Raw genomic sequence first — 16429 nt, 5'->3', positions numbered from 1 at the left:
AATATTTTTCTTTTATTTTTTAACCACATAAGTAAATGCTAAATTATCCTCAATTGAATTTTCAAATAAAGAAGATTTATACTTTTTAATAACTAGTCTAAAATTAGACGATTCTGTAACATCATATTCTATCAATTCATCATTTGAATCACTAGAAATAGAACTACTTACTTGTATTCAATTTCCTGAATTATCCATTTTTTCTAAAATTAAATCATAATCAGAAAACTTACTATTATTTTGTCTTGAAAAAGCAGTTTCTTTTTTAAGTTGTAACTCATTTATGTGTTCTTTTTCTCATTTTTCATTTTCAGAATTTATTCTATTTAGTTCTGCTACATTTGCAATAGCACCCCCCAAAGGACCTAAAAATCATCATCAATTTACTTGTGGATTATATTCAACTCTTTTTTCTTCATTTGCTGCAATGCTTGTTTGTGTTAGTGTTATAGGTACTAATATACCAGGTACTGCAGTTATAAATAAAATATTTTTTTTCATTTTTTTTAATACTTTTGATCCTTTTTTAATTTTTGACTTAAATTTATTTAAATCTTTTTAAATTATATCATTTTGCAATGTTTTTTTGGTTATAATATAATAAAAAAATAATTGCTTTTTTTGGACTGCTTTTAAGTTTTAATCATTTTAACTAACAAAAATATTACTTTAATAAAAGTTTTTATATCTGAAAATAATTTACTAGACTTTTTAGGCATTATCTTAGTGCTAATTTAAAAATTACAAAATATTTTGAGTTTTTTATAGAGCAAAACTATTTTTATTTAAACTTTTTATTTAATTTAATTATATTTTAAGCAATTTACTTCTGAAATAATAATAAAAAGTTCAAATTTTTTTATGTTTTTTTGAAAAAAATGATTTTTTTTTAACCAATTATTTATTTTAGGTATATAATTATTTATGGTTGTAATCAACCAAATATTTTCATTTATTAAATTTAAAATTATTGTATTTATTTTTTTATTATTGTTATATTCTTGTTATTAGATTATTTTGTGTATACCCCCTATTATATTTTAGTCTCCTTTCTAAGTTTTTAAATCTTTTAAAGTGTTATTATAATAACTAATCTTAATAATTAAAAATATAAAAAAATTGAAAATCCATTTTGAAAATTATATTACGTTTTCAATATCAAAATCAAGAACAAATTTTCACTGTTTATCTGTTCTTGATTTTTTCTTTTTTTAGATAAATATAAACATTTTTATTTCTTTTTAATGTATAATTTTTATTAAATATAAAAAATTTTATTAAGGAGAAAAATGTCAAAAATTACAAGCATTCACGCTCGTGAAGTGTTAGATTCAAGAGGTAATCCTACTGTTCAAGTAGAAGTTAAAACAGAATTTGGTGGTTTTGGTTCAGCCATTGTTCCATCAGGTGCTTCAACAGGAACAAGAGAAGCTTTAGAATTAAGAGATCAAGATAACGCTTTTGCATCAAATTGATTTGGTGGAAAAGGAGTTATGCAAGCAGTTAAAAACGTTAATGAAAAAATTGCTCCTGTTGTTTTAGGAATGGAAGTTACAGATCAAAGAAAAATAGACTTAGCAATGATTAAATTAGATGGTACTCCATTTAAGAAAAATTTAGGTGCTAATGCTATTCTTGGAGTATCATTAGCTGTTCTTAGAGCTGCAGCAGATGAATTAGAAATTCCTTTATATAAATATATCGGAGGAACAAACGCAAGAAAATTACCAGTTCCAATGTTAAACGTTATTAATGGTGGAGAACACGCATCAAATACCATTGATTTCCAAGAATTTATGGTTATGCCATTAGGAGCAAAAACAATAAGAGAAGCTTTACAAATGGCTAATAAAGTTTTCCACAACTTAGCTAAATTATTAAAAAAAGCGGGACACGGAACACAAGTTGGTGATGAAGGTGGATTTGCTCCTAACTTAAAATCACACGAAGAAGCTTTAGACTTTTTAGTTGAAGCTATTAAAGTTGCAGGATTTACACCAGCAACTAAAGGTGAAAACGCTGTTGCTATTGCTTTAGATGCTGCATCATCAGAATTATATGATTCAAAAACTAAAAAATATACTTTTGGAAAATTAAAAGCAGCTATTGAAGCTAAAAAAGAAGGATTTGCAAGTTTAACTAATAAAGTTGAATTTACAACAGATGAATTAGTAGAATACTATGGAAAATTATTTGCAAAATATCCAATTATTTCTGTAGAAGATGGATTTGCAGAATCAGACTGAGAAGGATTTAAAAAATTTAATCAAAAATTCGGTTCAACTCACCAAATAATGGGAGATGATTTAACAGTTACAAATGCTTCTATTTTATCAGAAGCTATTGCACAAGGTTCAATTAACTCAATTTTAATTAAATTAAATCAAATTGGTTCAGTTTCTGAAACACTTGACACAATTGAATTAGCACATAAAGCAGGATTTACAGCTGTTGTATCACACCGTTCAGGTGAATCAGAAGATACAACAATTGCTGATTTATCAGTTGCAGTAAATGCAGGTCAAATTAAAACCGGTTCTTTATCAAGAACAGATAGAGTTGCAAAATATAATAGATTATTAGCAATTGAAGAAGAATTAGCTGAAGCAGCTGAATACGATGGAGAAAAAACTTTCCACAACTTAAAAAGAAATGTTAAGTAATTAAATTATTTTAATATGCCACAAGATGTAATAAAAATTATTTTTATAGTAATTTGATTATTGATAATATTAAGTTTTATCATTTTAGAACTAGCTACTAATGGAATTTGAGCAGCATTAACAAGTATAAGTGCTATCCCTTCATTAATTATCGCTTTAGCAACTAAAGGTGTTTATTGAAGCATAATAGCTCAAATTCTTACTTTTATTGTTGTTTGAATTATTATCTATTTTTCAACATATAAATTACTTAAAAATAGACTTTATTCTACCAAAATAGGTGTAGAAAGAATTCAAGGTTTAACTAAATCTAAGCCTAACATTTTAATTGAAGATAGTTATGAATATGGAGAAGATACTCAAAATTATGGAAAAATTAAAATTGATGGTAAATTTTATAGAACTATTTCAGTTGAAGGTCAAGGAAAAATAGAGAAAGGAAATTGAGTAAAAGTTAAATTTGTAAAAGGAAATATCCTTTACATAGAAAAAACAACTCAAAAGGAAAATTAGTATGATTTGAATTATTATTGTTTCTGTTCTTGCTATTGCGATAATTATATTATTAATAATAGCTTTAATAAGAAGCATTAGAATTATTCCACAATCTGAGTTTGCTGTAGTTGAAAGACTTGGTAAATATAACAAAACACTTAAAAATGGAATAAATTTCCTTTTACCTTTTGTAGACAGAATTGTTAAAAGAGAAAACTTTAAAGAAAAAGTTTTAGATTTCCCAGAACAAGATGTTATTACTAAAGATAATGCAGGAATAAGAGTTGATACAGTTGTCTTTTTAGAAATTACAGATCCTAAACTCTTTGTTTATGGAGCAGAAAATTCTATGAAAGCCATTGAAAACCTTTGTGCTACAACACTAAGAAATTTACTTGGTGAATTAGAATTAGATGAAGCATTAATTTCAAGAGATACTATCAACTCTCAATTAACATTAATTTTAGATGAAGCGTCTGATTCTTGAGGAATTAAAGTACATAGAGTAGAGATTAAGAATATTATCCCTCCTAAAGAAATTCAATCAGCAATGGAAAAACAAATGAAAGCAGAAAGAGAAAAAAGAGCAAATATTCTTGAAGCAGAAGGAAAAAAAGCTTCTCAAATCCTTCTTGCTGAAGGGCAAAAAGCTGCTAAAATTCTTGAAGCTGAAGCTGATAAACAATCAGAAATTCTAAAAGCTGAAGCTAAAAAAACAGCTGAAGTATTAAAAGCTGAAGCCGATCAAAAAGCAATTGAATTATTAAATCAAACAAATATTACAAAAAATATTCTTACTTTAAAATCTATTGAACAACTTGGAGTTCTAGCTAACGGCCAAGCAACTAAAATTATTTTACCACCTAACTTAGGTGACGTTGCTAAAACAATGAGTGTTGCTTCTGAAATATTTAAAGAAGGTGACAAAAAATAAAAACAAAAATATCAAACTAACAAGTTTGATATTTTTAATTTATTTTTTAAAACTAATTTGATTTGTCAAATGCATCAGAAGCAATACTTACTTTTTCTTTATCAATTTCATTAATATTATTTGTTTTTATATTATTTAATTTAAATGCTTCTTTACTTATTATTAATTTTGATAATGGTTCTACAAAGTGAACTGATGTTATTTTATTTCTTTCAAATGCTGCTTTTGAAATTAACTCCAATTTATTTGATTTAAAATCTAAAGAAGTAATTTCATTGTTAAAAAAGGCTGAAATTCCTATTGATTTTAAATTAGAATTTTCTGAAATAACAAATTTTGAAATTTGATTATTTGCAAATGCTTGCTTTCCAATATAAGTAACTGAATCTGGTAAAATAACTTCTTTTATTTTGTTTGTTTCAAATGCATAATTACCTATTGTTTTTAAAATAGTTGCTTTTGAAAAATCTAATTCTTGCAACTCATAATCTATTTTTGATGTTGGTAATGTTCTATTTGTGAAAGCTGAATCTTCAATTATTTCTAAAGTTGGAGGAAAAATAATTTTTTTAAGATGATAAGAAACGATAACTTGGTTATCAACACCATCTTTTTTTATTGTTTCACTTAATAAAATTTCTCTACTTTTTTCACCAGCAAAAGCTCCTGTGTATATAGTTGTAATGGATTCTTTGCTCAAGTCTAATGTAAAGGTTTTATGTTCTTTATCAAATATAACATTAACAAATTCTCCTTTATCATTTTTCTTATTTACAAGATTCTCTCCTTGTTTGGTATTTGCATTATTGTCGCCACAAGAAACAGCGACGATAGGTAAAACTAATAATGGACTTATAGATAAAAATATTTTTTTCATAGTTTAAATTTTACACTATTATTTTATTTTCCAATTATAATTTAATAATATGTATAATTTAATTTCAAAAAATAAGCCTCAAGGCGATCAACCAAAAGCAATTAAAGAACTTTCCGACGGAATAAAAAATAATAAAAAATACCAAGTCTTACTTGGTGTTACAGGTAGTGGAAAGACTTTTACTATGGCTAATGTTATCAAAGAAACAAATAGACCAGCTCTGATTTTATCACATAACAAAACTTTAGCTTCACAACTCTTTTCAGAGATGAAAAGTTTGTTTCCAGAAAACAAAGTAGAATATTTTGTTTCTCACTTTGACTACTATAGACCAGAATCTTACTTACCAGCTAAAGATGTTTATACGGAAAAATCCAGTAAAACAAACTGAGATTTAGAATCTATGAGAATGTCCACTATCAATGCTTTAGTAACTAGAAGAGACACAATTGTTGTCTCTTCTGTTGCTGCAATTTACGGGGCACTTGATCCAAAAGAATATCAATCTAATCTATTTTATATCGAAGTAGGAATGAAATTAAATAGAAGTGATTTATTTAGAACTTTAGCAAAAATAGGTTATGAAAGAACTGATATTGATTTAGAACCAGGAAAATTTAGAACTAAAGGGGATGTTGTAGAACTTTTTCCTGTATGAACTGAAGAATTAACTATTAGAATTGATTTTTTTGATGATGAAATTGAAAATATAGTCTATCAAGAAAAATTAAGTAAAAAAACTACAAAAAAAGTTAAAAATTTTGTTATTTATCCAGCAAACTCTTATACAGTAACTAATGATACAATTGAAAGAGCTGTTAAAACTATTGAATTAGAATTAGAAGAAAGATTATCTTATTTTGACAAGGAAAATAAATTAGTTGAAAAACAAAGATTAAATGACAGAGTTCGTAATGATATTGACTCACTAAAAGAATTTGGTTTTTGCTCTGGAATAGAAAACTATTCAAGACATATGGATGATAGAAAAGAAGGCGAGAAACCTTATACACTTTTTGATTATTTACCTAAAGACACACTTATCTTTATCGATGAGTCCCATATGACAGTTCCACAACTACAAGCAATGTATAAAGGTGATTATCAAAGAAAAAGAAATCTTGTAGATTATGGTTTTCGTTTGCCTTCCGCTTTAGATAATAGACCTTTAAAATTTGAAGAATTTGAAGAAATAGATAATCAAATTATTTATATTTCAGCTACTCCTTCAGATTATGAAGTTGACAAAACGCACGGAGAAATTACAACACAAATCATAAGACCTACTGGTCTTGTTGATCCAATAATTGAAATTAAATCAACTAAAAATCAATTAGAAACTATGTATAAAGAAATTGATAATCAAATTAAAAATAATGAAAGAGTTATTATCATAACAGGAACCAAAAGAATGGCAGAAGAGTTATCATCTAATTTTAGAGAAAAACACTATAAATCAGCTTATATCCATTCTGAACACAAAACTTTTGAAAGAAATGACATATTAAGAAAATTACGTAAGGGAATTTACGATGTTGTTGTGGGAGTTAATCTATTAAGAGAAGGTATAGATTTACCGGAGGTTTCTTTAATTATGATTCTTGAAGCCGATACCAACTCATTCTCCAGAACAAAAGCTGCACTAATTCAAATGATTGGTAGAGTAGCTAGAAATGATCATGGTAGAGCAATTTTATTTGCTGATTCTATTACAAGTAATATTGTAGCTACTTTAAAAGATAATGAAGAAAAAAGAAAAATTCAAATGGAATATAATAAAAAGAACAACATTATTCCTAAAACTATTATTAAACCTATTTTTGATCCAATTCAATCAGTTGAAACAATTGATGCTTTAGAAAAATCTTCTAAAGTCAAAGATAAAAAAGAAAAAGAAGAAATAATAAAAGCACTAATAAAACAAAAAAATGAATATATTGCTAAAGATGATTTAGAAAAAGCAATTCAAATCAGAGACCTGATTTTAGAGTTGGAATCCGATCTCTAAAATAAAGAAAATTCCTTTATAAAAGAACAAATCTTATATAAAGGAATTTTTTATTTATAAAACTTTAGGATTAGAATTTATTATTATTTCTTCTATTTTTCCAGAAGCTAATTTAATAACTTTATTGCATAATTCAGCAACTGTCGGATCGTGAGAAACCATTACAATTGTGGTTCCATAGGTTTTATTAATATATTGTAATATTTTTAAAACTGCTCTTGATGTTTTTTCATCTAAAGCACCTGTAGGTTCATCAGCAAAAATGATTTCTGCATTTTTTGATAACGCTCTTAAAATGGAAATTCTTTGTTGTTGTCCACCAGACATTTGAGAAGGATATTTATATTTAATTTCTTCTATTTCAAATTCTTTAAAAAGGTTATTAATATTTAAAACTTTCTTTTTATCTTTTTGTAAATATGCACCTGTTTCAACGTTATCATAACCATTTAAGTTTTGCAGTAAATTATAACTTTGAAAAATAAAACTAACATTTTCTCTTCTAAATTTTGTTAATTTTGAATCGTTGTAATATGTCAAATTATTATTTGCAACAATCACTTCACCTTCTGATGCTCTATCTAAACCAGAAATAATGTTTAATAATGTAGATTTTCCTGAACCTGATTTTCCAAATAAAACAGCAAAATCTCCTTTTTCTATTTTTAAAGTAACACCTTTTAAAACAGAAGTTATTATCGAACCAGAAAGATAAGATTTTTTAACATCGAAAATTTCAATGATATTATTTTCTGTATTTTGTGTGATCATATCTTTGTGTTTTTTCTTTGGTTTACTATTTGCTTTTTTGATTTTTTTTATTTCTTTTTTAGTAAGTAAAACTGCATTTTCTTCTTTTATTTTACCTTTTAGTTCTTTCTTATTTTGGTTTTCTGTCATTATTTTCCTTTCAATAAATAAATAGCTTTAATTTTATTTAAATTAATTCAAGCAATAAGAGATGTAAGTCCATAAACAAAGAATAAAATTCCTATTGCAGTTAAAGCATGTCATCATTTTAAAGTAAGTATTAGAGCAATAGAACTAGATGAAACTAAAAACGCATTAAATAAAGCAATAAATCCAATAACTAATGGAATAGCAATAATTGTAGCAACAATTATTAAAGGTAAATAAATTCCAAAAAATAGTTTTATTTTCTCTTTGTTATTGTATCCCAAGATTGAAAATATAGCAATGTTTTTTTCGTTCTCCGTAATTATGATATTTGAAATCATAATTAGAATAACAACAGAAACTAAAAAGAAAATAATAACTATAGATAGTGTTAATTTTGAAACTGTATTAGCAATATTATTAACAAAACCTATTTGAATATCTTTAGCATCTACATTTGTAGAAAGCGAATTATAAACATTTTTAGAATATAAGTCGATGAAATTATTTACACCTTGTTTAATTAAGGTTGCGTTTTCACTCTTAAATTTATCACTTGTAATATTCTTATAGCTTAAATCGATATTTTCAACATCAGTAATTGTTCTTTCTTTAAATGTTAATAATTTTTTGATTAATTCATCACTATAACCATTATTTTTTAATACACCAGGTTGATCATCGCTGTTTGAATATATTTGTGCAAAGGCTGTTTCATATTGTTCTTTTGTCTCAATATTAATTAGGTCTCCACCAAATCAATATCCAGAATTTGCATATAAACCAACAGAACCAATAGTTTGCTCTGGAGTAACATCGTTAGATAAAATACCATTGAATCCATCTTGATCTAGTTCACTTAATCCAGTTAAATGATTTGCTATTTTTCTTGTTGTAACTAACTCACTATTAATGAAAGTATTTATAATACCAACTATTTTAAATTTATATTTTCTAAAGGAATTTCCTTCTAAAATTCTTATATATCTATCAATAGGATTTTTAACTTCTAATTCAATTGTATCACCGAGTTTTAAGTTGTTTTTATTTAAAAATACATAATTAACAGAAATAGGATAAACATCATTAATTACCTGTGTTTTTTCCATTAATTCGATTAAATTAACACCTTTTTCATCTTGGATTGATACATATTTAGAATTGTTATTATAACCATAAATTTTTAAACTGTTTTCTTCATTATAAGAAGTATTAATATATGTGTATTTTTCGTTTGTTTGATTGTTAAATAAAATACCATTAAACGCTATATAAAAATCATTAGAAGGAATTTTTTTATAAGCATCTACTAAGAATTTTCTATATAAATCTCTATGTTGAGAAGTAGTTATTGCTTCTCTATCATATTCTTGAGTTTGAACATTTCATACCATATATCAGAATTTACCACCAGTTGAAACATTTTCATTTTCAATGTATTTAAAATAGTTTTGTGGGTTTGCTTCTGTTCCTACAAATTCAAAGTTGTATTTTTTGCCTGTGATATCAACTTTTTCTACAAAATGAATATCTTGAGTTTTTTCTATTTCTGAAATTGCCATTTTAGAAATTTCTAAAGTTCTTGATCTTTGACTATCAGGCATTGAATTTAAAACTATATCTCAAGGTGAGATGGATAATGATGATTCTACTTGTAATTGAAGTGACGCTCTTGTTAAAATATGGGGATCATTTTCTTTTGGATTACCATTTTTGTCTGAATCACCATTTACAAGAGCTCTACCTGGTTTGAAGTAATTATTTGCTTCAACATTAGATTCAGAAGCAACCCCTAAAGGAACATATAAAAGATTTTCTAATTGATTTTTATCAAAAGTTTGATATTGTCCAGCTTCGATAGTAGGTGTTTCTAAATCTAACTTATACTTATAATTTCTCTTTTGGTATGTTTTATTTACAGTCTCATTAAATACTCCGTTTGAAGAAATTGAGAAAATGGAAATAAAGGCTGTTAAGGTTGTTGAAATCATTAATGAAATTAATTTTCAAAAACTATTTACAGATAATGAAGCAACAAATTTAGTTTTTACATTAGCAAATCTAAATATTTTTAGAAATACCATAGCAAATTTTGAAACATTAATTTCAACTATACCAGACATTAAATCAATTGTTTTTTTTCTTAAAATTCATAAAGCAGATAATATAACTAAAGCTGAAAGTAAGAAAAATGGAAGAATAATGGTTAAAACAAAAGGAATTCATTCAAATGATATACTCTGCGTTGGTAAAGTTCAATAAGATGAAAAGGCGTTTTTTAACACTTGTTGCAATGATAAACCTACTATGTACCCAACAGTTCCACCTATAAAGGTTGTAATGAAAGGGAAGGATATAAATGAGAAAGCTATCATTCAAGAGTTGTAACCTTGTGCTCTTAAAATCCCTAGTACCTTATTTCTTGTAGAAATATATCTTTTTGTAATAAATACGGTAGAAATAATTATTAATATAGACATTAACACAACCATATAAAAGTTAGCATTTGATATAAGTTGAATCAATGAAAAAGCTGTTGAAATTCTTAAACTTCTTTCTGGATTAATAATATCTAATTCATCTTTAGAAAAGACTTTTTTAGTTACTATATTTCCAAAATTAGTAGCTATTTCTCTATTTGTTTTTTCATTAAATTCTTGAACATTTGTTCCTGGTTTTGTTTTAACAAGTAAATAATCTTTTAAAGCACTACCTCTAAAGGATTCACGAGCTCTATCAAAACCTCATTTATTAACATAAACAAGTGCTTGATTTTTAATATTAACTTGTAAATTTTCTTCATTTATTACAGGGAATAAATAATCGATAGTTTGCTCATCACCTACTATTAAAAATTTAGAACCACTTACATTTATTATGTATTTTTCATCTAAACTATTTATTAGTTTTTCTAACTCTATATAACTAGAAGGTAATTTTTCTTTATATATTTCTTTATTGTTTTCATTTAAAAAACTAGAATTTACTTTTGCAACCAAGGAACGAACATCTTTAAATACTAAAAATTTATTTTCTTCTCTTATTATTGTAGAAGCATTAATTAAATCTAAAAAGATTTTATTAATGTTAATATCAAATAAAATGGTGTCTTGATTGTCAATTGAAAATACTTTTTTATTTAAGTAATCTACATAGGAAAGATCTAATGATAAACCTTTAACACTATGATTTTCTAAATGATATTCAAAAAGAGAATCGCTATATAAATTATAAAATCTTCCTTTTATTATATCTCTATAATTATCAGGATTTTCATTAATAATTTTTGAAAAATCAGTTACTCTATTATTTAAAACAAAGGTTAAATTGGAGTTATTTTCTGCATTATCTGTTCCTGCTGGATTCGAGGTAAATCAAGCTGCTACTATTGGGAAAATAACACTAGAATATGTTGATGATACAGTGTCTGATAAACCTAAAGAAGTAAAAACAGCAGATTGAGTTGTAAAATTCTTTCTTAAATTATTTAAAATTTCTCTATTTAAGTCACCTTTAGAAGCAAAATCGTTTAATAAATCAAATGATTTTTGTAAATTAACAAAGTAATTTGTAGCGTCTTTATGATATCTCTCATTTGTTGCAATTTGTGCTAAATTAGAAACTAAAGAAACTTTATTTAAAATAAGTCAATCAGCTAAATCTAAACCTGTAATAGCATTTTTCTTTTTATAAATTTCAGAATCAAATAATTTATTTATTTTATTTTTTCATTCATTAGCATCAGCAGTATTTGGTATGTTTTTAAATAAAGTATCTGCAGAATCAAAAGGTTGTGCTATACCACGTGCTATTGGTTGAATGTCTAGTCCTTTAGAGAAAAATGATCTATTTTCAAAGTTTTTCTTAGAATCATACAATTGTGTTTCCATTAATTCTTTGTATAAATAAGAATTTTGATTTTGTGCTTCTCTAAAAAAGAAATTGAAAACTTCTTTTAATTCCGTTGAACTCAATTGACTATTTTCAGAAACAAATTTAATTCAAAAATCATAAAAAATCAAACTATTTACAGAACTAGAATATTCAGAAGAATAAACAACATTACTTACAATTTCTCTAGCTTTTGGTTTTGCTGTATTAAAGGCTCTGTTACCTTGTGTGTTCTCAATAAAAATCTCATATAAATTATCTGCTAAAGTAGAACTAGTATTTGTATTTTTTATAACAAATGAATTATTTGCTTTAGTGAACTTATTAAAAATAAAAAGTTTTAATGTTTCTTTGAAAATAGAGTTTCTTTGACTTATTTCATCAACATCTTTAATGATATCTTTTCCAAAAAATAAATATCTTTTTATAAAGGAAATTTCCGTATTATCAAATTCTTTATCGATTAAAATTTTATTATCAACTTTATCAGAAAGTTTAATTAATTCTTCAAATTTAGCATATGATAATAACTCTAAATTTTGTAAATCGAACAAGTCAAGTTTTTCAGCATCTTTATCTGGTACTGAATAAGTTATACCTAATGCACCTTCTTTTTTGGTTTTACCAGATAAATTTAATGTTTCTTCTATTGCTCTAAAAAGAGTATGGGTAGTTGCAGAATCTTTAAAAAATGTTGAAATAAATGCAGTTATTAAATTAGATGTTTTAAGAGTTTTAGCAACAAATAAAACTTTTTGTGGATCTTTTGATTCATTTACAAATTTATAATCTTCAAAATAAGTGTTTTCTAAAGAATTTTCTACTATATTTAAAAGTCTATCTTTATCTAAAATAGAAATTATTTTAGTTAAACCTGAATTTATGTTTTTAAAATTTTCAGAAGAATTATTTTTATCTTTATTTGTGTTAATTTTGTCAAAAATATTAACTAAAGAAGTGGTGATTTTTTCTTTTAAAACACTTTCTTTATAAGAATTAATAAGTTTATTGAATAAAATTCCTTTATATTTTTGCTCTGATTTATTATAAGCGGTAGAAAGTAAAGAATCAAAATTAATATTTTTAACTAATATAGTTGCACCTTTTTTAAATACATCAAAATCAACGGATTTAATTAATGGAATAACTAAATCTGAAACACTAAAATAATAATAAGCATGAGTGGAATCGTTTCTCTCTTGTTTATTTCATTTGTTTTCGTATCAATTGTGAATATCAGTTAAAAAAGATTTAAAATCAATTGATAAAATTATTGTTTTTAAACCATCAATAAATTCAATTGGGTTATTTATTATAGTTTTTAACTCTTCTTTTGTATTATCTTTTAAAATATCACTTCAAACATTAATTCCTAAATTAGAAAGAATTTGACCTATTTTATCTATGTTATCAATAAAATAAGTTTTTTGTTCATCTAATGTAGTTCCATTATCTCTAATTTTGTTTTGAATGTTTTCAAGAAAATTATTAAATATTTTGTTTAAAAATTGATCATCATTTTGAATAGTTGCTAAATAAAGTGACTCAAAAATCATTCTTTGCATTAAAGATTGATTATTTTTACCTTTTGTAAAAATATCATAATATTCAGTAACGAAAAAAGCATCTTGAGTTGCAGTTAATAGTTTATCTAATTCATCTACTTTTATGAAGTTTTCTCTAACTAATTCACTATTAACTATTGTTTTTTTAAGACTATCAAAAAGTGTTTTTACTGTTTTTGATGTTTCTATTTCTTTTAGTAAGGCGCTGGAAGGTGCTCTATATATGAAAGGAACATTATAAGTATTTGAAAAGTTTTCATCTGTTTTGTATCAACCATTTTCTCCTACAGAAACTTTTAGACCTAAATGTTTAGATTCCATAAAATTATTTAATTCTGTAAGAGTTAAAAACTCTTTATTATCAACTAAAACTTTAATTCAGGAATCTTGTGTTTTTTCATAAAGAGTATAACCATTTTTTGAATTTCCAACAGCAAAATTCACTGTTTTTTCTTTATTTTCTAAAATTACTACTTTTTCTTTTGAAAAATTTGCAGGAAATAAAGCTAACTTTTGACTAGAAGGAATATCAATAAATTCAATGGTTGGATTTAAGTATTTAGAATCAGGAACAAAACCTTGAAAAATGGCATTTATAATTTCTGCACTATATACAGGATTGAATTCATTTTTATCAAAATTAGGATCAGCATTAATAAATAAGTTACTTTTATGAAAATATTCATTAAAAAGTTTTCCCACTTCTTGCTTGTGGTTTGGATCAAAATATTCTTCATTTATTCCTGCATCAATAAATTGAAAAATTTTGTTTTCTCCTTTTTTTTCATCTATTGCTGTTGTAGTAATAAATCTTCTTCTACCAACTGAATCAACTTCTTTTTCGTTTTTCACATAATCAAAGATTTTGTTTTTTATTGTTGTAGAAACTGCATTTCTAAGTTTTAAATAAGTTAAATCTACTATTTCTTCATTGGATAAAGATGCTAATTGCTGTGAAGTTAAATTTTGAATATTATAATCATTTCCTAAATTTTCAATATCCTTAATTGATGTAGTTTTACCATCGGGTCCTTTTATTAATAAGGTTAAATCATCTTTTAAAAGATTTTGACTAATAATAACAGGTTCTTTATTTGAAACATTTTTAATTATTTGCTTTTCTCAATAATGCAGTTTTTCTATTTTTTTGAATTCTTCAGGGTCATTTTCTTTTAAATTTACTAAATAATTCGAAAAGTTTTTTGAAAAGTTTCCTTTTTCTAGTTCGATATCTAATAAACTAAAATTATGTAAAATAAATTTGGTTTCATAACTCACTCTTGAAACTCATTCATCTTTAAGTTTGTATACATTAGATTTAGAAAATTGGAAAAAATCTGGCAGTGATTTATGAATGTCATTTTTTAAAAATAATTTTTTAATTACAGGAGTTGTATTTTCACTACCATTCATTAAACCATCAGGTTTTAAAACAATATTATAGTTTCAAACTTGTTGAGGAGCCGATCATTTTGCTATGTTATCTCAACTAAATAATTCACTTGTATAATCTTTTTTATAAAATAACTTTCAATTATTGTTATTATCTTTATGAACTCCGATTAATTTTGCTGTTTCATCTTCTGTTAATAAATATAAAATACCATTTCTTTCTCATGAGTTGATTTTAGAAACATCAAAAGTTGCTTCTTTGGTATTTAAATTAATTCCCATTCTATTTATGGAAGATATTATATGATCTTCACCTTGATTATGTAATAAGTAGCCTTCTGAACCGTTACTTGAAATGTTTATAACTTCAGAAATTTTGTATCTTTTGTCTAAAAAAACTGCAGTATTATCCTTGTTTAAGTAATAGGAAATTTCTTTTTCTTTAAATGTTCCATCAGCATTTTTTAAATAAGTTTTAAAAAATTTGCTATCGTTTTTTAAAACTTGAAATTGTTTATTTTTTAAATCAAAATTAAAATCTTTATTATCGATATTATTTATATTTTTATTAACTTCATACTGAAATAAAAAGTCTTGAGCACTTATATAATAATTTGCTTTTTCACCCTTAACTCCTAAATCAGAAAGCAAAATAAATTGTGATTTTATTTGAAAATCTAAAATTTCTGTTATAGTTTTTTGATCCAAAGTGTATTCAATTGGTGTTTCTTTTTTATATCCGTTATCTTTAGCGTTACCACTAAAGTTAACATCTAAATCTATTGTTGAATCATGTAATTTAGAAACTGCATTATATCTATTTATTTGTCTATTAAAAGATTCTTTTACACTAAAAAGTAAAGTAAAAACTCCTGTAGTTAAAAAAAGTAAAATAGATAAACTTATTGTTGTTATTTTATTTTTAGATAAAGATTTAAAAATTTCTTTTAATAATTTAAACATAGTAAATACCTCATTTTTTAATAAAATATAAAAAATTATACTATTTTTTTACTAAAAATAAACTTTTTGAAAATTTTACTACTTTTTATAATATAATACCTTAGCAAATTAATTTAATAAAAAAGAAAGAAGGAAAAATGAAAGTTTTAGTTATAAAAGGTTCTATTTTGTCTGGAGAATCTTCAAATTCAAAATTAATGTCAGATAAATTTGTAGAATTTTATAAAGAAAAAAATCCAACACATGAAATTATTGAATTGGATTTAAATAAAGAAAAAGTAGCTTCTATCTCTTTAAATTCAGAAAATATGAAAACTTTTTGACAAGATGTAGAAGCAATGAAATTAGTTGATTTATTAAAAAGTGTGCAAAAAGTTGTTTTTTCAACTTCAATGATTAATTTTAACTATTCAGCAGTTGTCAAAAACTTTATTGATGCTATTTCAATGGCTAATGTAACTTTTAGTTACAAATACAGCAAAAAAGGAGAAGCAAAAGGTCTTTTAGATCATTTAAAAGTTCAAATTTTAACTTCTCAAGGAGCGCCTGCTGATTGATATCCTTTTGGAAATTTTACAGAAAATTTAAAAGGATTCTGACACTTTTTAGGAGTTCAAGTAGTTGAACCAGTTTGATTAACAGGTACAAAAGTTGAACCTTTTGCTTCTTTAAGTAAAGAAGAAAAAGTTAAAAGTATTGAAGATAAAATCAAAAAAGCTGCATTTGAATTTTAATTATTTTTAT

9 protein-coding genes are annotated in these 16429 nt (G+C 24.7%); 5 read left to right on the top strand and 4 right to left on the bottom strand.

Annotated elements, in window-relative coordinates:
* Positions 1 to 12: 12 nt before the first annotated feature.
* A complete protein-coding gene (locus tag ACXX88_RS00490; protein WP_458559256.1) occupies positions 13 to 501 on the bottom strand; it encodes a hypothetical protein in 489 nt (162 codons plus the stop codon).
* A 788-nt stretch (positions 502 to 1289) separates the two neighbouring features.
* On the opposite strand from ACXX88_RS00490, the gene eno reads away from it, so the two are divergent.
* Genes eno through ACXX88_RS00475 form a run of 3 tightly spaced genes read left to right on the top strand, consistent with a single transcriptional unit; the run spans position 1290 to position 4092 of the window.
* A complete protein-coding gene (gene eno, locus ACXX88_RS00485) occupies positions 1290 to 2663 on the top strand; it encodes a phosphopyruvate hydratase (protein ID WP_458559255.1) in 1374 nt (457 codons plus the stop codon).
* Between the two features lie 15 nt (positions 2664 to 2678).
* Positions 2679 to 3176: an NfeD family protein gene (locus tag ACXX88_RS00480; RefSeq protein ID WP_458559254.1), complete on the top strand. Its 498-nt coding sequence runs from the start codon at positions 2679 to 2681 to the stop codon at positions 3174 to 3176.
* A 1-nt stretch (position 3177) separates the two neighbouring features.
* Positions 3178 to 4092, top strand: coding sequence for an SPFH domain-containing protein (locus ACXX88_RS00475; RefSeq protein WP_458557402.1), 915 nt, complete (start codon positions 3178 to 3180; stop codon positions 4090 to 4092).
* A gap of 52 nt (positions 4093 to 4144) precedes the next feature.
* Here ACXX88_RS00475 and ACXX88_RS00470 read toward each other — a convergent pair whose 3' ends face one another.
* Complete coding sequence (locus tag ACXX88_RS00470; protein WP_458559253.1) at positions 4145 to 4969, bottom strand: leucine-rich repeat domain-containing protein; 825 nt, start codon at positions 4967 to 4969, stop codon at positions 4145 to 4147.
* A 49-nt stretch (positions 4970 to 5018) separates the two neighbouring features.
* Between ACXX88_RS00470 and uvrB the strand changes: the two genes are divergently transcribed.
* Complete coding sequence (gene uvrB / locus ACXX88_RS00465; protein WP_458559252.1) at positions 5019 to 6977, top strand: excinuclease ABC subunit UvrB; 1959 nt, start codon at positions 5019 to 5021, stop codon at positions 6975 to 6977.
* Positions 6978 to 7031: 54 nt separating this feature from the next.
* On the opposite strand, the gene ACXX88_RS00460 is transcribed toward uvrB, so the two are convergent.
* Together ACXX88_RS00460 and ACXX88_RS00455 are read right to left on the bottom strand one after the other, a co-directional pair.
* Entirely contained in the window at positions 7032 to 7877 is an 846-nt protein-coding gene (locus ACXX88_RS00460; protein WP_436358874.1) for an ABC transporter ATP-binding protein, read from the bottom strand.
* Positions 7877 to 15685: an ABC transporter permease gene (locus ACXX88_RS00455; protein ID WP_458559251.1), complete on the bottom strand. Its 7809-nt coding sequence runs from the start codon at positions 15683 to 15685 to the stop codon at positions 7877 to 7879. The genes ACXX88_RS00460 and ACXX88_RS00455 overlap by 1 nt, the downstream gene beginning before the upstream one ends.
* Before the next feature lie 137 nt (positions 15686 to 15822).
* On the opposite strand from ACXX88_RS00455, the gene ACXX88_RS00450 reads away from it, so the two are divergent.
* Entirely contained in the window at positions 15823 to 16419 is a 597-nt protein-coding gene (locus ACXX88_RS00450) for an FMN-dependent NADH-azoreductase (protein ID WP_458559250.1), read from the top strand.
* Positions 16420 to 16429: the final 10 nt, after the last annotated feature.

The sequence above is a fragment of the Mycoplasma sp. 5370 genome, from assembly GCF_054343435.1.
The sequence above is the reverse complement of the archived record's forward strand: the minus strand, read 5'-3'. Positions and strand labels throughout refer to the sequence as shown.